Source organism: Simplicispira psychrophila DSM 11588 (assembly GCF_000688255.1).
Lineage (GTDB): Bacteria > Pseudomonadota > Gammaproteobacteria > Burkholderiales > Burkholderiaceae_C > Simplicispira > Simplicispira psychrophila.
The window spans coordinates 1-21,979 of record NZ_JHYS01000013.1 but is presented as its reverse complement, the minus strand read 5'-3'; the positions used below and the strand labels follow the sequence as shown (position 1 = coordinate 21,979).

22 protein-coding genes are annotated in these 21,979 nt (G+C 64.6%); 9 read left to right on the top strand and 13 right to left on the bottom strand.

Features of this window, described 5'->3' with window-relative positions:
* Positions 1-4: 4 nt before the first annotated feature.
* The 6 genes from Q390_RS0112840 to Q390_RS0112815 form a co-directional block, all read right to left on the bottom strand.
* Positions 5-913, bottom strand: coding sequence for a VOC family protein (locus tag Q390_RS0112840; protein WP_027996429.1), 909 nt, complete (start codon positions 911-913; stop codon positions 5-7).
* 531 nt (positions 914-1,444) lie between these two features.
* A complete protein-coding gene (locus Q390_RS0112835; RefSeq protein ID WP_245606917.1) occupies positions 1,445-2,032 on the bottom strand; it encodes a DUF4142 domain-containing protein in 588 nt (195 codons plus the stop codon).
* A gap of 108 nt (positions 2,033-2,140) precedes the next feature.
* Entirely contained in the window at positions 2,141-3,220 is a 1,080-nt protein-coding gene (locus Q390_RS0112830) for an alkene reductase (protein ID WP_027996427.1), read from the bottom strand.
* 1 nt (position 3,221) lies between these two features.
* Entirely contained in the window at positions 3,222-3,872 is a 651-nt protein-coding gene (locus Q390_RS0112825) for a nuclear transport factor 2 family protein (protein WP_037472969.1), read from the bottom strand.
* Positions 3,869-4,636, bottom strand: coding sequence for an SDR family NAD(P)-dependent oxidoreductase (locus Q390_RS0112820; protein WP_027996425.1), 768 nt, complete (start codon positions 4,634-4,636; stop codon positions 3,869-3,871). The genes Q390_RS0112825 and Q390_RS0112820 overlap by 4 nt, the downstream gene beginning before the upstream one ends.
* Positions 4,637-4,673: 37 nt before the next feature.
* Positions 4,674-5,408 (bottom strand): SDR family NAD(P)-dependent oxidoreductase, encoded by a 735-nt coding sequence (locus tag Q390_RS0112815; protein ID WP_027996424.1) that lies wholly within the window; start codon positions 5,406-5,408, stop codon positions 4,674-4,676.
* A gap of 405 nt (positions 5,409-5,813) precedes the next feature.
* On the opposite strand from Q390_RS0112815, the gene Q390_RS0112805 reads away from it, so the two are divergent.
* The 5 genes from Q390_RS0112805 (at position 5,814) to Q390_RS0112785 (ending at position 10,306) form a co-directional block, all read left to right on the top strand.
* Positions 5,814-6,587: an SDR family oxidoreductase gene (locus tag Q390_RS0112805; protein WP_027996423.1), complete on the top strand. Its 774-nt coding sequence runs from the start codon at positions 5,814-5,816 to the stop codon at positions 6,585-6,587.
* Between the two features lie 3 nt (positions 6,588-6,590).
* Positions 6,591-6,965: a steroid Delta-isomerase gene (locus Q390_RS0112800; protein ID WP_027996422.1), complete on the top strand. Its 375-nt coding sequence runs from the start codon at positions 6,591-6,593 to the stop codon at positions 6,963-6,965.
* Positions 6,966-6,997: 32 nt separating this feature from the next.
* Complete coding sequence (locus Q390_RS0112795) at positions 6,998-7,741, top strand: SDR family NAD(P)-dependent oxidoreductase (protein ID WP_027996421.1); 744 nt, start codon at positions 6,998-7,000, stop codon at positions 7,739-7,741.
* 19 nt (positions 7,742-7,760) lie between these two features.
* Entirely contained in the window at positions 7,761-8,534 is a 774-nt protein-coding gene (locus Q390_RS0112790; RefSeq protein ID WP_051603229.1) for an SDR family NAD(P)-dependent oxidoreductase, read from the top strand.
* 95 nt (positions 8,535-8,629) lie between these two features.
* On the top strand, positions 8,630-10,306 hold the full coding sequence (locus tag Q390_RS0112785; protein ID WP_027996419.1) for a GMC family oxidoreductase: 1,677 nt from the start codon (positions 8,630-8,632) through the stop codon (positions 10,304-10,306).
* A gap of 9 nt (positions 10,307-10,315) precedes the next feature.
* Here the strand turns inward: Q390_RS0112785 and Q390_RS0112780 are convergent, their stop codons facing one another.
* Positions 10,316-11,173: an SDR family NAD(P)-dependent oxidoreductase gene (locus Q390_RS0112780; RefSeq protein ID WP_027996418.1), complete on the bottom strand. Its 858-nt coding sequence runs from the start codon at positions 11,171-11,173 to the stop codon at positions 10,316-10,318.
* 357 nt (positions 11,174-11,530) lie between these two features.
* Here Q390_RS0112780 and Q390_RS0112775 point away from each other — a divergent pair, with 357 nt between their 5' ends.
* Together Q390_RS0112775 and Q390_RS18445 are read left to right on the top strand one after the other, a co-directional pair.
* Positions 11,531-12,808: an MFS transporter gene (locus Q390_RS0112775; RefSeq protein ID WP_037472967.1), complete on the top strand. Its 1,278-nt coding sequence runs from the start codon at positions 11,531-11,533 to the stop codon at positions 12,806-12,808.
* A 120-nt stretch (positions 12,809-12,928) separates the two neighbouring features.
* A complete protein-coding gene (locus Q390_RS18445; protein ID WP_051603228.1) occupies positions 12,929-13,774 on the top strand; it encodes an EthD domain-containing protein in 846 nt (281 codons plus the stop codon).
* 106 nt (positions 13,775-13,880) lie between these two features.
* On the opposite strand, the gene Q390_RS0112765 is transcribed toward Q390_RS18445, so the two are convergent.
* The 4 genes from Q390_RS0112765 to Q390_RS0112750 form a co-directional block, all read right to left on the bottom strand.
* Complete coding sequence (locus Q390_RS0112765) at positions 13,881-15,008, bottom strand: aromatic ring-hydroxylating dioxygenase subunit alpha (protein WP_027996415.1); 1,128 nt, start codon at positions 15,006-15,008, stop codon at positions 13,881-13,883.
* A 157-nt stretch (positions 15,009-15,165) separates the two neighbouring features.
* Positions 15,166-15,429 (bottom strand): hypothetical protein, encoded by a 264-nt coding sequence (locus tag Q390_RS0112760; RefSeq protein ID WP_027996414.1) that lies wholly within the window; start codon positions 15,427-15,429, stop codon positions 15,166-15,168.
* Complete coding sequence (locus tag Q390_RS0112755; protein WP_051603239.1) at positions 15,426-16,286, bottom strand: SDR family oxidoreductase; 861 nt, start codon at positions 16,284-16,286, stop codon at positions 15,426-15,428. Before Q390_RS0112755 ends, Q390_RS0112760 begins: the two co-directional genes overlap by 4 nt.
* Positions 16,287-16,369: 83 nt before the next feature.
* The gene (locus Q390_RS0112750) at positions 16,370-17,710 is read right to left on the bottom strand and encodes a spinster family MFS transporter (protein ID WP_027996412.1); all 1,341 of its coding nucleotides are present in this window, start codon (positions 17,708-17,710) and stop codon (positions 16,370-16,372) included.
* A gap of 119 nt (positions 17,711-17,829) precedes the next feature.
* Between Q390_RS0112750 and Q390_RS0112745 the strand changes: the two genes are divergently transcribed.
* Complete coding sequence (locus Q390_RS0112745; protein WP_051603227.1) at positions 17,830-19,278, top strand: coniferyl aldehyde dehydrogenase; 1,449 nt, start codon at positions 17,830-17,832, stop codon at positions 19,276-19,278.
* A 46-nt stretch (positions 19,279-19,324) separates the two neighbouring features.
* Complete coding sequence (locus Q390_RS0112740; RefSeq protein WP_027996410.1) at positions 19,325-20,104, top strand: SDR family NAD(P)-dependent oxidoreductase; 780 nt, start codon at positions 19,325-19,327, stop codon at positions 20,102-20,104.
* 146 nt (positions 20,105-20,250) lie between these two features.
* Here the strand turns inward: Q390_RS0112740 and Q390_RS0112735 are convergent, their stop codons facing one another.
* Positions 20,251-21,183 carry an electron transfer flavoprotein subunit alpha/FixB family protein gene (locus Q390_RS0112735; protein WP_027996409.1) on the bottom strand — a complete coding sequence of 311 codons (933 nt, stop codon included), beginning with the start codon at positions 21,181-21,183 and terminating at the stop codon, positions 20,251-20,253.
* A gap of 58 nt (positions 21,184-21,241) precedes the next feature.
* Positions 21,242-21,979: electron transfer flavoprotein subunit beta/FixA family protein (locus Q390_RS0112730; protein ID WP_051603226.1), on the bottom strand; the 738-nt coding region annotated here is incomplete at its 5' end.

The window sequence follows — 21,979 nt, the reverse complement described above, 5'->3', positions numbered from 1 at the left end:
CTGGTCAAGCAGCGGCAGCACTGCGCTGCCCGATGCTGAAATCGTGACCCCACAGGCTCACGCGGGTAAATTCGTGGACGATGTGCTCTTGCCAATCGACCACCGCACCGCCGTAGCCGTACTCGATGTCGAAGTTCGACGGCGTGCGCATATAGAAAGAAATCATCTTGTCGTTGGTGTGCTGGCCCAGCGTGGCGGTTTGCGGCACCTGGTGCGCGGCCATGCGGTCCAGCGCACGGCCCACTTCGGGCATGTTCTCGACCTCGACCATGACGTGCACGCAGCCGCTCTCGACCGGAAAACCGGCCAGCGCCAAGCTGTGGTGGCGGCCGTTGTTGCAGTGAAAGAAATGGATTGGCAGCGTCGGGCCATCGGGGCCGGCGGGCTGGAAGTTGTAGATATCGGACAGACCAAAACCCATCACCTGGGTCGCAAATTCGACCGTCTTGGCAAAGTCGGTGGTGGGCAGCACGGTGTGGCCCATGCCGATGTTGCCGGTGACAAAGCGCGACACGCCGGTCGGCGAGGCAAAGTGCGCAAAGTCCGAGCGAAAGCCCCAGACCAGCTCGTGGCGGTTACCCGACGGGTCGCTGAAAGCGGCCACTTGCTGCACGCAGCGCAGCCGGCAGTGGGCGGGGTCGCCCATCTCGACCGCGACGCCAGCGTCTTTGAGCACCACCAGTGCAGCGTCAAAGTCGGCGCGGCCGGTCACCTCCCAACCCGATACCACGTAGGCATCACGCGCGCCGGGCTGCACGGCAAAGCGGAACTGCCGCTCGTCCATGCGCACATACAGACCTCCATCGGGTGCAGGCGCTGTCATCATGCCCAGCACGCCTTCGGCATAACCCTTCCATTTGGCCAGGTCGGTGGTTTCAGCCACCACATAGGCCAGACCGCTGATATTCATCATTCACGCTTCTCCTGGTTTTGCACGCATCAAGTCGATGGACTGATTCTGGTCAGCCGACCCGGCACCAGCATCGTCCGTTGAGACTAACGAAAAGCACAGCAAAACCGGCCCCAAAAATAGGCCCTGCCCGATGCGCATTGGCAGCGCATCAAGACCTTGTTACCCGGCCAGGCAGGACCGTCTGGAACGACTGAGCGAGACAACCGGCTGTTCGTGGAGAGGCGGCGCTCTTTCGTTAGCGCGGCACTATCCGTTGGCGTGACCGGCCTGCGTGTTTTGGTGATTTCCGTGGGGTGCGCACCCATCCCTTACGCCAGGCTGGTTCAACCACGGCGGGATCAAGGCCAAGGGGCAGTGAGCCGCTGACGCTGAACGAACAAACAACTGCGTGCATATGCCGGGGACCTCTATGAAGCACGCTTGAGTTAGTCCGTCTCGGCACCTCTGGTGAAATTTGCAGCAGCACCACTCACCTACCGTCAGTCAGTGCCGCCTCTGCAAGGAGCGGACAGGGCAGCAGAGTGGCCGCCGTTATTTTCCTAATGAATTTTGCAAACTTTCCGCCTGCTTCCTGTGCGCCTTCAGCATCGGCAAATTTTTGCGGGCGAATGCCTGGACTGCGCTGTCGTCCGAGTCTCTGCTGGCTTTTTCAAAGAGTGAAATATCGCTCGTGTGGTCGTCCAATCCGACTTCTTGCAGGAATTCTCTGTCGAAATTCTTTGCTATGACAAGCTCATCCAGTCGCAACTGCTTATCGGCAGGGATGGCCGTCGGAAGAGACACCTCCTTGCTCCTCGCCAGCTGCTTGAGTTCATCGTTGGCAATTTCATGGTCTTTCACCAGGATGCTGCCAAAGGATTTCACCCTGTCCGAGGAGGCCTTTCCCTGTGCAAGTTTCCCCGCCTCCACTTCGTAAAGCCCGCCTGCTGCGGCCTGGGTGAGGAACTCCTGATCCTTCTTGCTGGCTTGGGCATGCGCGGTTGCAATAAAAGCGACGCTGAAGGCTGCGGCGGCCAAATGACTGAGTTTCATGAGGATGGCTCCGTGAAGAAAAATCCTAGCTTCAACCGCCATGCGCAGCGGCACTGCCAGCCAATACCACGTTATCCCGTCGGGCAACTCCTACTCTTAGCGGTAAAGCTCTTTTCCATCGGGCCGTCTTGGTCTAGCAAGGAAAAGGAATGCAGCCAAAAAGCCAACCCGAGCGCCGGCGCCAGCCGTCTTGCGTCAGGCGGTGAGGGCAGCCGCGCTATAGCATTCGTAGCTGGTGTAGCCGGCGGCACCCGGCGTATACAGCGTCTTGCGGTCAAAGCGTGCCAGCGGCTGGCCGGCGCGCAACCGCTCCACCAGATCGGGGTTACCGATGAAATGGCGCGCAAACGACAGCGCGGCGCCCGCATAGTCCTGCAAGGCGGCTGCCGCGTTGTCCGGACCAAAACCGTCGTTCAGAATCAGCCGCTCGCCAAACTGCGCTCGCGCCAGCGCAAAGGCATCCAGCTCGGGCGTCGGCGCACGCATCACATGCAGATAAGCCAGGTTCAGCGTCGCGGCCTGGCGCATCAGCTCGGCGTGCGTAGCGGCGGAATCTTCATCGCGGGTGTCGTTGTAGGTGTTGCCCGGATTCAGGCGCAAACCCACACGACCGGCGCCAATGGCGGCGGCCATTTCGCGCAGGCACTCAAAGGCAAAGCGCGCGCGGTGGGCGGCCGTTCCGCCGTATTCGTCTGTGCGCTGGTTGCTGCCCGAACTGAGGAACTGCATCGGCAGGTAGCCGCTGGTGCCGTGCAGCTCAACGCCGTCAAAGCCGGCTTCGCGCGCATTGCGCGCCGCCTGCGCGTGCTCTTGCACGATGGCGCGGACGCCTTCAGTGCTGAGCGCACGCGGCGTGTCATAGGGCTGCATACCGGCGATGTCGGTGACGATTTCGCCAGCGGCCTGCAACGCGCTCGGCGCCACGGTCTCCACGCCCTCGGCCTTGATATGCCGGCTGCCAATGCGCCCGCCGTGCATGATTTGCAGCACGATCAGCCCGCCGCGTGCGTGTACCGCATCGGTGACGCGCTTCCAGCCGGCAATTTGCGCTGGCGTGGCAATGCCGGGTTGGCGACAGTAGGACTGGCCGACGGCGCTGGGCCAGGTGCCCTCGGCGACGATCAAGCCGGCATCGCCGCGCTGGCCGTAGTGCTCGACCATCACATCGGTCGGTACGCCATCGGCGCCCGCGCGGTTGCGCGTCATTGGCGCCATCACGATGCGGTTGGCCAGGCGCAAGTCGCCCAGTTGCAGCGGTTCAAACAGTTGCTTCATGTCAGCGCACCCTCATCTTGGGCGCGGGGGTGCCGCGCCGCATCGTCGCTAAAAATTGCTCCAGTGGCGCCGGGGTAGCCACTTCGGGCAACGTGTCTTTATCCGGGCGCTCCGCCCAAAACTCTTTCCAGCTCGGAAACAGCTCGTGGAAGGTGCCGTTGTACGGCTGGCGGCCGGGCCAACGCATTTTCATGTCGCCAATCGGCGGCTTGTTCAGGTCGGTGGCGTACCAGTAGCACGGCAGGCGGCGGCGGAAACACCACTGCCCGTCAATGCGCTCGTAGTCGTCCCAATACAGCATTTGCATGATCACCCACTCGGCGCCGCACTCGTGCTCGTTCTTAGAATAGACGACGCCGGTGGCGTGGTCGGCATCGACAAATTCGATGAGGTGCTGACCCAAATGGTGCGAGGTACCGGTGAACTGCTCGCGCAGCGTATCGGTCTGCCACGCCTTGAAGTGCGCGCGACCGACCTTGTCGCGACCGACGCGGATGTCGGGTGCAAACAGGTTAACGTGCGCATCCATGTCGCGCATGTCCAGCGACAGCGAATACTTACCGGCCAGTTGGCGAATCGCGTCGATGGATTCAAGCCGGTCGATGCGCTCCTCCAGGTTCGCCGGCCAAGCCGGAGTGGCAGCGTTGCTCACAGTGCCGTCACCAATACCGCCGAGCGGCCACCGTCCACTGGCAGCACCGCGCCGGTGATGTAGCTGGCCTCGTTGCTGGCCAAGAACAATATGGCATTGGCCAAGTCTTCCGGCTGACCGACACGGCCCATAGGAATCAGCTTTTCAGTGTTTTTGCGTGCGGTGTCGTCCGACAACATGCCGGCGGTCGCGGGTGTTTCCACCACCGCTGGCACCACCACGTTGACGCGGATGCCACTCAGCGCACCTTCCGCCGCCGCAGCGCGCGAGAAGTTGACGATGGCCGCCTTGGCAGCCGAATAGCCAGCCATATACGCCGTGCCCAAAAAACCGCAAATCGACGAGACGTTGATGATCGCGCCGCCTTCGGCCTTCATCAACTTCATCGCCGCGCGCGTACCCCAAAAGGTGCCGTCCACCGAGGTGCTGAAGTTGCTGTGCCAATCGGCAGTGCTGGTTTCTTCAATCGAGCCCCAGCTGTAGGCCATGGCGTTGTTGACCAGCACGTCGAAGCGGCCGTGGCGCGCGGCAGCGCCGTTGATGGCCGCCGTGAAGCCGGCTTCGTCGCTGACATCCACCGACACCGCTTCAGCTTGGCCACCGGCGGCTTTGATTTGCGCGACCACGGCATCAAGCGGCTCTTGGCGACGGCCGCACAGCACCACGGTGGCGCCTTCTTGCGCGAAACGAAGGGCGGTGGCGGCACCAATACCGGTACCGGCGCCGGTCACCAAAGCAACCTTGCCTTGCAATCTTTGTGTCATGGGAATCCTTGAAAATTGGTACTGAGGGACGCAGGGATTACAGGAAAGCGCTGCCGCCGTTGACTGCCAGGTTCTGGCCGGTGACAAAGCCGCTGTCGTCGCTGGCCAAGAACAAGGCCGCGCGGGCGATGTCTTGCGGCTCGGCCATGCGGCCCATCGGCACGCCGGCAATGATGGCGTCGGTCCACTCTTGCGGGATGCTTTGCATCATTGGCGTGTTGGTCGGGCCGGGCACCAGCGTGTTGACGCGGATGCCTTTGGACGCCAGCTCTTTGGCCATGCTGCGCGTCAGGCCCATCAGCGCGGCTTTGGAGGCGCAGTAGTGCGCCGGGCCATCACCGCTGGCCGCCGCAGTGCTGGCGACGTTGATGACCACGCCGCGCGTCTCGGCCTTGAGCATGGCGCGCACGGCTTGGCGAGCGCAGTAAAAAGCGCCGTTCAGGTTGACGTTGAGCACCCGCGCCCAGGTTTCGTCAGCAATATCGGCAAAGGCATCGACCGAGCCAATGCCGGCGTTGTTCACCAACACATCCACCCGGCCAAAAGTGGCGACGACTTCATCGACCAAAACGGCGACGGCAGCGCTGTTGCCGACGTCCAAGCTGCGCGCGATGCTGTTGCCGCCCAAGCCGGCCAGCGACGCTTGCGCGGCTTCAAGGTTCAGGTCCAGCGCAATCACGGTGGCGCCTTCTTGCGCGAAGCAGCGCGCAATCGCGCGGCCCATACCTTGGCCGGCGCCAGTCACCAGCGCTACTTTGTCTTTCAGTCTCATGGGTTGTGCTCCTGTGGAAATTTTTCAATCGATGGGTGCCACAAGACTAAAGACAGAGAGTCCCAGTCTCATCGTCCAACAAGACTACGCAAGCCACCCAATCACTACTTTATTGATAGCTGCTAGCGCATGTTGTTAAAGGGCCAGAGGCCAAAAACACTAAAAAACCACCGATCCAGCACTACCTACCAGCGCGCTTCATTTTTATATGAAATAAGCCTCTAGCCCTTTAGATACATGCGCCAGCAGCTCTTTATTCAATAGCATCACGGGCCAGCCAAAAAAGCCAAACGCCACCCGGCCATCGTCCGTTTGCATGTGGTGCGCTGGTGCGGCTTGCTGGCAAGCTGCGCTCAGCTTTTCCCTACACACCCCGTTTACCCCTGCCCCTCAAGGACTGAATCCATGCCCACCACCCTCGTTACCGGCTCGGCCTCCGGCATTGGCGCCGCCACCGTACAAGCGCTGCAAGCCGCAGGACACACCGTGATTGGCGCTGACCTGCGCAACGCCGACATCAACGCCGACCTGTCCACCGCCGCCGGGCGCGCGGCCGTGATTGAGCAAACGCTGGAGCGCACCGGCGGCCGCTTGGATGGCTTGGTGCTGTGCGCCGGTTTGGGCGCGCAGGTGCAGCCAGCGTCACTGATTTTGTCGGTCAACTACTTCAGCACCATTGCGCTGCTGGACGGCCTGCTGGGCGCGCTGCAAAAGGGCGACAACCCGTCCGCCGTAGTGATTTCGTCGGTCGCCTCGGCCATGCTGCCGTGGGAGAAAAACCCGATGGCCGCCGCCTGCACCGCCGGTGACGAAGCCGCCGCCAACGCCATCGTCATGGCCGCTGGCGCGCAAGGCGGCAACCTGGCCTATGCCGGCTCGAAAAACGCCGTCACCGTGGCGGTGCGCCAGCGCGCCACCACCTGGGGCCAGGCCGGCGTGCGCCTGAACACCGTCGCCCCCGGCGCCACCGAAACCCCGCTGCTGCAAGCCGGTCTGCAAGACGAGCGCTTCAGCGAATCGATCAAAAACTTTGTCGCCCCGATGGGCCGCCGCGCCGAGCCGAGCGAGATGGCCTCGGTGGTCGCCTTTTTGATGGGCGCCGGTGCCAGCTTTGTCCACGGCGCGCAGCTGTATGTCGATGGCGGCATTGACGCTGTTACGCGTCCAACGCAGTTCTAAGCCATGCCCACGCCCGAGCACATGCAAGCGGCCGTGCGCGCCTACATCGCCGCGCTGAACGCCGGCGACATCGACGCCATCGTCGCGCTGTATGCCGAGGACGCCACCGTCGAAGACCCGGTCGGCGCCACGCCGCAGCGCGGCCTGGCGGAGATTCGCCGCTTCTACAGCGCCTCGCTGCAAATGCAGCTGCAAGTGGTACTGGAAGGCCCCGTTCGCGCCGTCGCCAACGAGGCAGCGTTTGCCTTCAGCGTCGCGCTGGTGATGGACGGCCAGCGCCTCACCATCCGGCCGATAGACGTGATGCGCTTTGACGACGCGGGTCGCATCACCGCGATGCGTGCCTTTTTTGGCCCCAGCAACATCAGCCACGGCTGAACAACGTACATAAAACAACAGGAGACAAAAACATGTTCCGTTTGGATGGAAAAGTAGCGCTGGTCAGCGGCGCGGGACGCGGCATGGGCTTTGGCGTGGCGCAAATGCTGGCGCGCCAAGGCGCCACCGTCATCGTCAACGACTTCTTTGCCGACCGCGCTGAAGCCGGTGCCGAAGCACTGCGCAGCGAAGACTTGAAAGCCTTTGGCGCCACCGCCGACATGACCGACCGCGAGGCGGTGTTTGTCATGGTCAAACACCTGCTGGCCGACCACGGCAGCATCGACGTGTTTGTGCACAACGCCGGCATCCCGGCGCAAGGCTGGGGCTACACGCCATTTCTGGAGTCGCCGCCGTCCGAGTGGGATGCGTGGTTGCAGCTGAACCTGCACGGCCTGATGCACGCCTGCCAAGCCATCCTGCCGTCGATGATCGAGCGCGGCTGGGGTCGCATCATCGCCGTCAACTCCGACGCGGCACGCACCGCCACTGGCATGGGTCTGTGTGCTTATGGCGCGGCCAAAGCGGCGGCGATTGGCTTTATCCGCAACCTGTCGGGCGAAGTCGGCCGCCACGGCGTGACCGCCAATGCGCTGTCGCTGGGCACCATGAACAACTGGGAAGGCTCGGCGCAAATCGCCCGCAAGACCGCCTCAGTCAAGCGCGCCGGCTCGCCGCAAGACGTCGGCGCCGCCATCGTTTATCTGGCCTCGCCCGAAGCTGAATGGGTCAACGGCCAAGTGCTGCCGGTCAACGGCGGCAGCATCGTTTGCTAAAAAACAAGCAGGACTTTTTATGAGCGAAAACACCAACACCACCGCCCCGCTGTTCAACCTCACCGGCCGTGTCGCGCTGATTACCGGCGCCGGCCAAGGCATGGGCTTGGGCGCAGCACGCGCGCTGTGCCGCCAAGGCGCCAGCGTGGTCATCAACGACTACTATCCCGAGCGCGCCGAAGGTGCTGCCGCTGCGCTGGTCGCCGAAGGCTTCAAAGCCTGCGCCGCGCCCGGCGACATCACGCTGCCCGACGTACGCGAATCCATCGTCGCCACCGCGTGCAGCACTTTTGGCGAGATTGACATCTTGGTCAACAACGCCGGCGTGCCACCGGGCATGCCCAATTCGCTGCGCACCTTCAAAGATTTGGGCGATGAGGACTTTGAGCGCCAGCTCGACCTGAACCTGCGCGCCATCCTCGGCCTGACGCGGCTGGTGGTGGACGGTATGTGCGAGCGCGGCTTTGGCCGTATCGTCATCATCACCTCCGAGTCGTGGCGCAACGGCATGGCGATGGGCCTATCAAACTACGCCGCAGCTAAATCGGCGGCACTGGGCTTTATGCGCCACTTGGCGCACGAAGTCGGTCGCCAAGGCGTGACGGCCAACGCACTGTCGCTGGGCGCAATGAACAACTTTGGCTACGACGACATCGCCAAACGCAACACCGCCGTCGGCCGCGCCGGCACGGCGGACGACGTGGGCGCCGCAGTGACGTACTTGGTGTCCAACGAAGCCAGCTGGATGAGCGGCCAAGTGCTGCCGCTCAACGGCGGCTCCTGCACCGCCTGAGCGAGAGCCAAGCACCGCAGCGCCATAGCGCCGTAGGTCGGGTTAGCCCAAAGGGCGTAACCCGACAAGCACCACCATCCGAAAGCAAAGCCCCAATGAGCGACAACTTCGACACTTTCGACTACATCATCATCGGCGCTGGCTCTGCCGGCGGCACGCTGGCCGCCCGGCTCAGCGCCGACCCCAGCGTGCGCGTGCTGCTGCTGGAAGGCGGCGGCAGCCACCGCGACCCGCTGGTGGACATGCCCGCAGGCTGGGGGCAAATGATTTACAGCCCGCGTTACTCCTGGGGCCACGAAACCGAGCCAGAACGCTGGGCCGGCGGCCGGCGCATCGCCCTGCCGCGCGGCAAGCGCCTGGGCGGCTCCTCGTCGATTAACGGCATGGTTTACGTGCGCGGCGACCGCGCCGACTACGACAGCTGGGCGGCCTTGGGCGCCAGCGGCTGGAGCTGGGCGGAGCTGCTGCCCTACTTTGCCCGCACCGAAGACCAGCAGCGCAGCGACGGCCCCTATGCCAGTGCGCTGCACGGACGCGGCGGCCCGCTGCGCGCCGCCGACCCGCAGGTGGACAACCCGGTGTCACACGCCATGGTGCAAGCCGCGCTGCAAGCCGGCCTGCCGCACTGCCCCGATTTCAACAACGGCCACCCGCACGGCGCGGGCATCTTCCAAGCCAACCTGCGCGCTGGTCGGCGCTCGTCGGTGGCGCGCAACGCCATCGAACCGGCCATGCGCCGCGCCAACCTGACGGTGCGCACCGACGCGCTGGTGCAGCGTATCCACGTCAGCCAAGGCCGCGCCACCGGCGTCTGCTGGCAACTGCCAGATGGCAGCGAGCACAACGCCACCGCCGCGCGCGAAGTGCTGCTGTGCGCTGGCGCTTTGCAATCACCGCAACTGCTGATGCTGTCGGGCATTGGCCCGGCCGAGCACCTGCGCGAACACGGGATTGCCGTGCAGGCCGACCTGCCCGGCGTCGGCGCCAATTTGCAAGACCACGCCATCGTGCCGATGTCTTGGCGCCTGAAACCCGGTACGCCCAGCCTGAACGCCGGCCTGCGCGGCGTGGGCTTGGCCGGCTCGGTGCTACGCTATTTGCTGACACGGCGTGGCCCGCTGTCGGTGCCGGCGTCCGAATTTGCCGCGTGGTTCAGCAGCGATCCCAGCCTGCCCTACCAAGACATCCAAGTGCACGGCCTGCCGGCGACGGGCGAGATTGAAGCCTTTATGGAGGGCGCCAAAGCCTATAGCGCCGAAGCCTTTCCGGGCATGACGATGGCGCCCTACCAAGTGCGCCCCTACTCACGCGGCGCACTGCGCTTGAACGGCGCCAACGCCGCCGAGCGCCCCAGCATCCGCATGAACTATTTGGACGACGAGCGCGACCGCCGCGCGCTGCTGTACGCGCTGCGCTTTGTGCGCCGCATCGCCCAGCAACCGGCACTGGCTGCCTTGGTCGAAGCCGAAACCCGCCCCGGCTTGGCCGTGCCGACGGTGGACAGCGACGCCGAATGGCTGGACTGGCTGGCGCCCTACCTCGGCTCGGGCCACCACGCTGTCGGCACCTGCCGCATGGGCCGCACCGATGACATGCTGGCCGTGGTCACGCCCGACTTGAAAGTGCGTGACATCCAGCAACTGCGGGTGATTGACGCCTCGGTCATGCCACACCTCGTCTCGGGCAACACCAACGCCGCCGCGGTGGTGATTGGCGACAAAGGCGCCGACCTGGTGCTGGGGCAAGCGGCGCCGGCGGCGGTGTATTTGTAGCCCGCGACCTCACTTCTGCACTGGTGCTGGCGCTGGCCGGCGCGGCGTAGCACCGTGACCACCATCGACGTAGATGTGCTGGCCGGTGACCCAAGCGCCTTGTGCGCTGCACAGAAAGGTCACCATGTTGGCCACGTCTTCGCCGGTGCCGGCGCGACCCAGCGGAATGAAGGCGGCGACCATGTCGTCCCAGACTTGTCCGCGTGGCACATCGTCCAAGCGGCTGGTGTCGATGATGCCGGGGGCCACCACGTTGACGCGGATGTTTTTCGGCCCCAGCTCACCGGCCATGATGGTGCTCAAACCGTTGATGGCCACTTTGGTCGTAGCGTAGGCGGCGGTGTCGGGCGCCAAGAGGCGCGCTGCCAGCGAGGAGATGTTGACAATGGCGCCACCTTCGCCCTGCGCGCTCATCTGCCGGGCAAAAGCGCGCGACATATAAAAGGTGCCGTTCAGGTTGGTGTCCATCACGCGCTTCCAGGTTTCGATAGCCAGCTCGGTGACCGGCACGCGGTCGCCGCCGCGCGATGCGCCGGCGTTGTTCACCAGAAAATCCACGCGGCCAAATTCGGCGATCACCTGCGCCACCAAGGCATCGACGGCGTCCGGGTCGGCCACGCTGGTAACCACGGGCAAGGCGCGCCGGCCCAGAGCACGAATCTCGTCGGCGACCGATGCAATGTCGCGCCAGCCGGCGTCCTGCTCGTCTTGCGGATACGTCTCGGGCGCGCGCCCGGTGCCGGTCAGCACCACGTCGCAGCCGGCCTGCGCCAGTGCCAGCGCAATCGGCCGGCCAATGCTGCGCATCCGGCCCGCGCCGCTGACCACGGCCACTTTGCCGTCAAACCCTGTCAATGTGAAAGCCATGTTGTCTCCTTGTCTCGCCGATGGGGCGGTGGTTGTAGTTGCGCAGCATCTTCAGCGGCCAGTGCGGCAGCGCCATCGTCCGCTCAGACCATGTGCAGCAGAGAAAGACTCCTGAATAAATAGCTGCTAGCGCACGTACCTAAAGGCCTACAGCCTGTTTTTATCTAAAAACAACACCCCTCCATCGTCTGAGCGGACGATGACCGGGCAACAGGGGCGCCAAAAAATGGCAAGCATCGCTGCGGCGGCGACTGTGCACGCCCAGGCGCCACCTCTGAGGATTTGCTCCATGCCCCCTATCGCCTGCTGCCGGCGCAGCCACGACGCACCGCTGCACCAGCACACCACAGGCCGACTATGAGCAACGCGCCCCCTGAAACCGCCCCCAACAGCCGCTACATCCTGACGCTGCTGACGGTGATGTCGGCGCTGGCGTTCATGGACCGGCAAATTTTGTCGGTGCTGATTGAGCCGGTAAAGCTCGAATTTGGCCTGTCGGATTTGCAAATCGGCTTGATTACCGGGCTGGGCTTTGCCATTACTTTCGGCCTGCTGGGCGTGCCGCTGGGACGCTTGGCCGACCGGCGCGAGCGGCGCGGTTTGATTGCGCTGTGCCGGGGTACAGGCGGGCTGCTGGCGGCGCTGGGGGCGGCGTCGGTGGGGTTTTGGTCGCTGATGTTCACGCGCTCGGGCGCAGCGCTGAGTGATGCCGGCAGCACGCCGGGTTCGATGTCGATGCTGGCCGATTTGTACCCACCGGCGCAGCGTTCGCGCGCCATGAGCGTGTTTGGCACCGGCGGCAGCATCGGCGCACTGCTGGCGTTGCTGCTGGGTTCGTGGCTGGCCGAAAACTACGGCTGGCGCACCACGGTGGTAGTGGCCGGCGCTGGCTCGCTGCTGATGGCGTTGGTGCTCTTGCTGACCGTGCGCGAGCCGCTGCGCCAGGCCACGGCGCACGCTGCGCCCGCTGCCGGCGTGCGCCAGCCGGGTGCGGTGGCGGCGATTTGGGCCGAGCCGGTGACGCGCTGGCTGGTGATTGGCGTGGCGTTTACGCTGCTGGCGGCGTATTCATTTGGCACCTGGAACATTGCGCTGATGGTGCGCCACCACGGTTTGTCGCTGCAACAGGCGGGCTGGATTTCTGGCGCCTCGGCGCTCAGTTCGATTACCGGCAGCTTGGTCTCGGGCGCGCTGACCGACCGGCTGGCGCACCGCGACCTGCGCTGGCAGTTGGGCGTGCCGCTGCTCGGGCTGGTGCTGTCGCTGCTGAGTGGCGTGGCGTATCTGCTGCTGCCGGCCGGCACGCTGCTGCTAGCGACGGTGCTAATGGTGTTGTTTGCCTTTTTTCTACCGTGGTGGGCGGCGCCCAGCTACGCCGCCATCAGCATGGTCACGCCCAGCCAGCGCCGCGCCACCGCCAATTCGATGGTGCTGCTGGCCGGCGCCATCGTTGGCAACGGCCTCGGGCCGATTTTGACCGGCTGGCTGAGCGATGTGCTCAACGCCAGCTTGGGCGGCGACGGTTTGCGCTACGCCATGCTGGGCATGGTCAGCATGATTTTGGTCGGAATTTTTGCGTTTTTTCGCGCCATGCGGGCTTATCCGCAGGCGTATCGCAACGCCCACCGCGCCTGAACACCGCCCACAGTTACCACAAGGTACGGGGCATACCCCCGATTTACAGCCGGGCCGTCGTTGAATAGGCTATCGCTAAGTCACCTCGTTTCATCCACCCCGATAGAAAGGCCCACCGCCATGACTTCTGCTGTTGCTACTGCTCCCGTTCCCGCTGCCACTGCCCAGCCGCGCTGGAAGATGATTTACCTCGCCAAGCGCAACCCCGCGTTGGCGGCCGAGGACTTTGCCCAAGCCTGGCGTGAACACTCGGCGCTGGGGAGCCAATGCACCAACGTGCGCGACAAAGTGCTGGGCGTGCAGCAATGCAGCCGCGTGCGCAATGGCGAGAGTGGCGCGGAAGATGGCGGCCTGCACGGTGCCAGCGCGGATTACGACGGCGTCAATCTGCTGCAACTGCGCGACCTCGAAGTAGCCAACGACATTTGGAACGACCCAGAAACGCTGGCTACCATGCGCCCTGACGAACCGCGCGTGTTCTCGACCTATGTGCGCGATTGCACACTGGTGTGCAGCGAGCAGGTGCTGCGTGAGGCCCCCGCCGGCCCGGTGGTGGTGTTTGGCTTTTTGCGCCGCAATGCCGGTGTCAGCAAAAGCGCGTTTGACACCGCCTGGATGGACGGCCCCAAAGACGCCTGGCTCAGCTCCCCGACGCTGAAAACCGCCCGGCGCGTGGTGCACAACCACGTCGTGCAAACACCGCCCGAGGGCTACGACTTCGACGGCATTGCCGAGTGGTGGTTTGACAGCGCCGACGCGGCCCGCGCCGCTTTTGCCGACAGCCGCAGTGGCAATGCGGCACCTAGTGGCAACGGCCATGGTCCGGTGGACATGCGCAGCCAAGTGCGTGATCTGCGCTGCCAACTGCCCGCACCGTACAGCGTGCTGGTGGATCTGAAGCAATCGGTGTTTATGTTCACACAGGTGACGCACCAACGGCCTGAAGCTTCGGTGCAATCCTCATAAAAAAACCCGCCTGTGGACTACAGCGTGGCTGTAGCCCAAGGCGGGAAGGGGGAATGCCTGGCCGGTAGGTGCTGTGTCTGCACCGCCGGCCATTCCTACCGAGCGGTTACTCGGCTGCGGCGGCGGCCATAGCGGCGGCGCCGCGTTCGCTGTAAGGCGTGGCGCCGCGTGGCACGTACAGGCCTTCGCACTGCTCCAAGTACTCGTGCTTGTTGGCGCGGGGGTTATAGAACTGCTTGTACCAAACGCGCGCTTTCATGAACGGGCCATCGCTGGGAATAAACAAGCCGTTCAGGCACGCTGCCTTGTTGGTCCAGACTTCAAAGTCTTGCGCAAACGCCAGTCGGCTGGATTCCTGGAATTGGCGCGCGCCCACCAAATCGGCGGTGGTGACCTGGGCGTTGCCGCCGGGCGACTTGACGATCAGCGAGTGCCACACCTTGATAGTGCCGTCATCGACCGGCGTGTGCATGATCAGCAGCACGGTTTCAAACATGCCGGTCAACATCGAGATCAGCACGCCAGGGCCGTGGTAAACGGTATCGGTGTACAGGGTGCTGTTGGCAGGATCGGCGCCGACCAGTGTGCGGTGGCCGCCACACTGGCGCTGGATGGCGTTGTGGCCCTTGAATTCGTTCTCGTAGCGCTCCACGGTGGAGCCGTGGATGGGGCTGAGGTGGCCGTAGTCGGTGATGTTGTCGATCACTTCCTGCGGGTGCTGGTTCAGCATCCCCAAGTGGTCCCAGTGGCCACGCACCCAGCTGGGGTCGTCCCACTGCGGCAGGCTGGGGTGCTCCCACTCGGGCTCACCGCCCTCGGGGTCGTGCCAGACCCAGATCGCGCCCAGGCTCTCGACCACCGTCCAGCTCTTGACGCAGGCGGCCGCCGGAATCGGGCCTTGGTGGTAAGGGATGTCGTCACATTTGCCGTCCGGGCCAAAGCGCCAAGCATGGTAGGGGCAGCGAATGTTGTCGCCCTCGATGTTGCTGCCACCGCCGTCGATGACCACATACGAGGTGGTGTTGGGCGCCGCCAAGTGCGTCTTCATGTGCGGACAGTAGGCGTCCAGCAGGATCACCTTGCCGGTGGCACGGCCGCGGTACAGCGCAAAGTCCTTGCCGAAGAAGCGCACCGCCAGGGGCTTGTGCGTATTGAGCTCTTCAGCATCGGCAATCATGAACCAGCCGCGGGGGAAGGTGAATTCGCCCAGTCGGTATTCCTTGGTAGTGGCCATAAAGTCTCCAGACAGTGTAGTAATGGGTAGAGGGCAATGATGGATTTGCCGCTCCCCGCTGACATACCCTGTTTGGACGATAGGACCGCTCGGGCTGATACAGCGCAAACCGCCGGACCGGTTAAGCCGTTTGGACGATGAACGCGGCGCAGCGGACTCAGTCGCAGCGCGAGCGCAACAGCATCTGCAGTGATGGAGACAGTTGCACATGCGCATCCGACACCGCCAGATGCTGCGCCCCCAGGCAGGTTTGCAATTCCGCCAGCGCTCCCTTGAGCGACCCCTGTGCACAGTGCAGCTTGCGCGCCGCGTGGGCCACATCGCCGCCGACCTCGCTCAGCACGCGCAGGCAGCGCCACTGCGCATTGGTCAGCAGTGGCCGTGGCAGGAGTGGCACCTGCGGCAGGCGCTGCAGCGTCATGTCAACTGGTGTTCGTGCACCAGTTCCTGCAGCTGTATCAGCGTGGGCTTGCGCGCCAGCGCCACAGCGCCCGGGTCGGTGGCCAGCCACAGCAAGCCGGCAGCAATGGCGCTGGGCGACACCGCGCCATAGCGCTGCGCCAGCGCGCTGTCCTCGCCGAGCGTGGCAGTCACGGCCTCGGTCGTGACCAGGCCGGGGTTGACGCTGTAGGCACGCACGCCCTGGGCGCCGTGTTCGCGGTTGATGCAGCCGGCCAGCCGCGCCAGACCCGCCTTGGAGGCACCGTAGGCAAAGCCCCAGCCGCCCTGGTTGGCGGCGATCGGCGGGTCACTCTGGCCGGCGCCGGAGCAGACATTGATGATCTGGCCGCTGCCCTGCGCCAGCAGCGTCGGCAGCAGCCGGCGCGCCAAGTGGAATGGCGCCACCACGTTGCCCAGCAGCGTGCGCTGCAGCGCGGCATCGTCCAGCTCCAGCAACATGGCGTTGATCTCACGGTCCTGGTAGACGGCGTTGTTGATCAGCAGATCGATGCGGCCAAAGTGTGCCAGCACCGCATCCAGCGCCGCATCCATCGAGGCGCTGTCCATCAGGTCCATGGCATGGGCAAACACCTCGGCGCCGCAGGCCTGCACGGCGGCGGCGGTGGTGGCCAGGCTGCCGGCCAGCAGCTGGCCATCGGGGCGGCGCAGCTGGTGCGCTAGCGCCTGGCTGGCGTCATGCGTGCGCGCGGCAATCGCCACGCGCCAGCCGGCACGCGCAAACGCCTCGGCGGTGGCGGCGCCAATGCCGCGGCTGGCACCGGTGATGAAAACGACGCCCGATGGCGAAGGATAAAAAGCAGAGCGAGCGACAGACACGCAAATGTTCCTTTGGCTGTAAATATGAAAGTGCGCTGCTGCCGGACGCACCTGCATCCGGCAGCAGCGCCAAGCAGTGCGTATCAGGCACGACGCAAGCTGCTGGGCCTTATCTGCTCCAGTCGCGCACGGTAGGGCTTGAGCGACATAGCCATCAGCACGGCGGTGGGCACCATGAACAGCATCACGCACACCAGTGACCAGCGCAGCGCCTCGACGCCAAACATGGGGGTCAGCAGGTCGCTGACTATGCCGGTCACCAGCGGACCCGCACCCACGCCAAACAGCGTGAGAAAAAAGCTCAGCAGAGCCGCAGCCACACCGCGTTCGTTCGAAGCCACCATGTGGCTGGTGGCGCTGAACGACAGCGACGGCCACCAGCTGGCAAAGAATGCAAACACCGCAGCAAACGCCAGCGCGTGCGGCACCTTCATCGGGCCCAGCATCCAGTTGCCAGTGGTCGGCCACATAAAAAAGGCAATGGCGCAAGGAATGGCAATGACCACACCCAGCATCGGCAGGCCGATCTGCCAGCGCACATCCCGCGCTACCAGACGGTCACACAGCCAGCCACTGGTCAGGGCGCCAGCCACCGCGCCCACGCCGCTGACCACGCCAAAAAGCAGGCCGGCATGGGCCATGCTCATGCCGTGCGTGCGTACCAGGAAGCTCGGTGTCCAGATGCCGTAACCGTAGCCGGCCATGCCGGCTAGCCCGCAGGCGAAGGCCAGACGGCGAAACGCGGTAATGCCGAGCAGGCGGCGCAGCTGCTTCCACATCGATTCGACCGGCTGCTGCTGCAGCTGCTCCAGGACCTCTGCCGTTTCAAAGCCACCCCGGCGCGGTTCGCGCACCAACAAAAACACCAAGGCCGCAAGCAGCAGGCCGGGCACACCAAACCAGATGAACGTGGCGCGCCAGCCGTAGTGCTGCGCAATCCAGCCGCCCAGCGCCAGGCCAATCAGCACGCCAAAGTGCGGCCCCATCATGAACAGGCTGATCATGAATGAGCGCTGGCGGGGCGGGTACATGTCGGACACCATCGAAATCGACGGCGCCATGCCGCCGGCCTCGCCCACTGCGACCGACATGCGGGCCAGCAGCAGCTGCCAGAACTGGCCGGCAAAGCCGCAGGCCATGGTGGCCAGGCTCCACAGCCCACAGGCCACGGCCACAATATTGCGCCGGCTTGTGTGGTCAGACAGCTTGCCCACTGGCACGCCCAGTGCGGCATACATCAGGCCAAAGGCCAGGCCGGTCAGCAGCCCCATCTGCGTGTCGCTGGCGCCAAACTCGTGCTTGATCGGCTCGATCAGGATGGCCACGACCTGGCGGTCAATGTAGGAAAAGATATACACCAGCGCCAACAGCGCCAGGCTCAGGTGGGTGCGCCAGTTGACGCGCGGTGGATCTTGCAGGTTCATGCCCCATGTTCGCCGGGCAAGGGGCCGCACGCCATCGTCTTTTTAGACTACGCCAGACAAAACTGGCGCCGCTAGGATGCATCTTCGCGCCAGCACCACCATTTCTACCAGGAGACTGCATGTCCTCTTCCCTTGCCTCCCCCGCCACGGCCGCCGCTTCGCTGGCGGCACTGCTCGCTGCGCAGCAGACGGCGTTTCGCGCTGAAGGCCCCGTCAGCGCCACCACGCGCCAGCAGCGCCTGCAGCGCACCATCGACATGCTGGTGCAGTACAGCGATGCGCTGTGCGCCGCGATGGGCGAAGACTTTGGCGGCCGGCCGGTGGTGTTTTCGATGATGAACGACATCGTCGGCTCGCTCGGCTCGCTCAAGCACGCCCGCGACCATTGCGCAGCCTGGATGCCCGATCAGCCACGCCCCAGCGTCGCGCCGTTTGACAACTTTGGCGCCACCGCCTGGGTGCGCTTTCAGCCCAAGGGCGTGGTCGGCATCATCGGCACCTGGAATGCGCCGATTTTCACGCTGCTATCGCCCCTGGCCTGCGCCTTTGCCGCCGGCAACAGCGGCATCTTGAAACCCTCAGAAATCGCACCGCGCACCGCCAAGGTGCTGGCGCAGGCTGTGGCCGAATTCTTTGATCCGACAGTGCTGGCCGTCGTCACCGGCGGCCCCGATGTGGCGGCTGAATTCTCGCGCCAGCCGTTCAACCACTTGGTGTTCACCGGCTCGACAGCGGTGGGCAAGCTGGTGATGGCCGGCGCGGCAGAAAATTTGGTGCCGGTAACGCTGGAACTGGGCGGCAAGTCGCCAGTGCTGGTGGGCCAAAGCGCCGACATTGCCAACGCCGCCGAGCGCATTGCCGTGGGCAAGAGCGCCAACTCCGGCCAGCTGTGCGTCGCGCCCGACACGGTGTGGGTGCACGAGTCGCAGACCGAAGCCTTCATTGCCGCCCTGCAAAGCAGCTACAGCGGCCTGTACCCGACGATTGCCGACAACAGCGACGTGACACCGGTGGTGAATCAGCGCCACTTTATCCGCGTCGAATCCTATATAGCCGACGCCGGTCAGCGCGGCGCGCGCGTGGTGATGGCCGGTGACTGGCCGACCTCGGACGCGGTGGCATCGCGCCGGATGCCGCTGCGCATCGTGGTGAATCCGGCGGCGGACAGCGTCATCGCCCAGCACGAAATTTTTGGTCCGGCGCTGGTGCTGCGCAGCTACCGCACACTGAGTGAGGCCGTGGCCGAGATCAATGCCGGCGAGCGCCCGCTGGCGCTGTACTACTTTGGCAGCGACGCCGCCGAGCAGCAATGGGTGCTGGACCACACGCTGTCGGGCGGTGTCTCGATCAACGACGTCACCATGCACCCGGCCCTGCACGACGCGCCGTTTGGCGGCGTCGGCGCCTCCGGCATGGGCCACTACCACGGCCGCGAAGGCTTCCTGGAATTCAGCCATGCACGCAGCGTCTACAGCGCCGGCGCGCACGACCCGCGCCGCGAATGGGGCATGTTGCCGCCGTACACCGAGACGTTTGAGCAAATGATCCGCGCTGCTGTGGCGCCCTGAGGCTGCGTCCTTGCTCTTTCTTTTTTGACTCCCCTTCATCCGCTATATGACCGCTATTGCTTCCCCTTCCTCGCCCTTTTCCCTGAACGGCCAAGTCGCCATCGTCACCGGCGCCGGCAAGGGCATTGGCCGCGCCTGCGCGCTGGCACTGGCGCGCGCCGGCGCCGACGTGGCGCTGGCCGCACGCACCCAGGCCGACCTGGACGCCGTCGCCGCCGAAGTGCGCGCGCTGGGCCGGCGCGCCATCACCGTAGCCGGCGACGTCAGCGACGAAGCCAACCTCGACACCCTGGTGGCGCGCACCGTGGCCGAGCTCGGCAAGATCACCATCCTGATCAACAACGCCGGCGGCGCCGGCCCGAACAGCCCGCTGAAAATGGGCGGTGCCGAGTTCAGCGCCGTGCTGGCCTGGAATGTCACCCCCGCCTATCTGATGATCCAGAAGACCGCCCAGGCGATGAAACACGCCGGCGGTGGCGCGGTGGTCAACATCTCTTCGGTGGCGGCGCGCTACGCACAAAAGCACTTCAGCGCCTACGGCGCCGCCAAGGCGGCACTGAACCAGATGACGCGCAACTTGGCGCAAGACTTCGGCCCGGCCGTGCGCATCAACGCCATCGAACCCGGCACCATCCTGACTGACGCGCTGGCGCCGTTCCTGACGCCCGAGCGCACCGAGCGCATGAACAGCAGCACCCCCATGGGCCGCCTGGGCCAGCCCGAAGACATCGCCCACGCCGCGCTATTTTTGGCCTCGCCCGCCGCCAGCTGGATCACCGGCAAGGTGCTGGGCGTGGACGGCGGCGTCGAAGCGCCGAATTTTTAAAAATTAATTCAATAGCTGCAACCGCACGTATCTATTGGTTTTTAAGAACAAAACAGCCTGAAACCGTTATTTGACGTGCGGTACTAGCTATAAAAAAAGAGCGCCGTTTTTGCGGCGCTCTTTTTGTTTGAGAAATCAGCGAGCGTTTACAGCGCGCCCACCAGCTCCGGCACGGCGACAAACAGATCGGCCTCCAGCCCATAGTCGGCCACGCTAAAGATCGGCGCTTCCGGGTCTTTGTTGATCGCTACGATCACCTTCGAATCCTTCATGCCCGCCAGGTGCTGGATCGCACCCGAAATGCCGACGGCCACATACAGCTGCGGCGCCACAATCTTGCCCGTCTGGCCCACTTGCAGGTCGTTGGGTGCGTAGCCCGCGTCCACCGCCGCGCGGCTGGCGCCCAGCGCGGCGCCCAGCTTGTCGGCCAGCGGCTCCATCACCGCGTCAAACTGCTCTTTGCTGCCCAGCGCGCGCCCGCCCGAGACCACGATCTTGGCCGCCGTCAGCTCGGGGCGGTCGTTTTTCGTCACTTCGCGGCCAAGGAAGCGGCTTTGGCCAGCGCCCGCCGCCGCAGCTACGGTTTCGACCGCGGCGCTGCCACCCGTCGCCACTGCGGCGTCAAAGCCGGTGCTGCGCACGGTGAGGACTTTGGTAGCGTCCAGGCTTTGCACCGTGGCAATGGCGTTGCCAGCGTAGATCGGGCGCTCGAAGGTGTCAGCGCTGATCACTTTGGTGATTTCGCTCACCTGCGCCACGTCCAGCTTGGCCGCGACGCGCGGGGCGACGTTCTTGCCGGCTGCCGTGGCGGCAAACAGCAGGTGGCTGTAGTTGGCGGCCAGCGCCAGCACTTGCGCAGCGACGTTTTCCGCTAGGGCGTCGGCCAGCTCAGCGCTGTCGGCATGGATCACTTTGGCCACGCCAGCGATTTGCGCTGCGGCCTGCGCAGCAGCGGCGGCGTTGTGGCCGGCCACCAGCACGTGCACTTCGCCAGCGCAGGCCAGGGCGGCGGTGACGGTGTTGAGCGTGGCGCCCTTGATGGCGCTGTTGTCGTGTTCGGCAATAACCAGTGCGGTCATGGTGTGGGTTTCCAAATAGCTTGTTCAGTCATGGACAGGGGGTGCGTGCGCTGGCGCTTTACAGGACCTTGGCCACGTTCTTGAGTTTCTCGACCAGCGTGGCCACGTCGGGCACCTTGATGCCAGCGCCGCGCTGGGGCGGCTCGGATACTTTGAGGGTTTTGAGGCGCGCGCTCACGTCCACACCCAAGTCTTGCGGGGTGAAGGTGTCGAGCGGTTTCTTTTTCGCCTTCATGATGTTGGGCAGCGTCACGTAGCGCGGCTCGTTCAGGCGCAGGTCGGTGGTGATCACCGCCGGCAGGCTCAGCGAGAGCGTTTCCAGGCCGCCATCGACTTCGCGCGTCACTTGCACGCTCTCGCCCAACACTTCCACCTTGCTGGCAAAGGTGCCCTGGGGCAGATCCGCCAGCGCCGCCAGCATCTGGCCGGTCTGGTTGGCGTCGTCGTCAATGGCTTGCTTGCCCAGGATGATCAAGCCGGGCTGCTCTTTATCGACCAGCGCTTTCAAGAGCTTGGCCACGGCCAGCGGCTGGAGTTCGGCATCGGTCTGCACCAGGATGGCGCGGTCGGCGCCAATGGCCATGGCAGTGCGCAGCGTTTCCTGGCACTTGGCATCGCCGCAGGAGACGGCAATCACTTCGGTGACCACGCCTTTTTCTTTCAAGCGCACGGCCTCTTCGACAGCGATTTCGTCAAAGGGGTTCATGCTCATCTTGACGTTGGCGATGTCCATACCCGTGCCGTCCGACTTCACTCGAACTTTCACGTTGTAGTCGACCACGCGTTTGACCGGGAC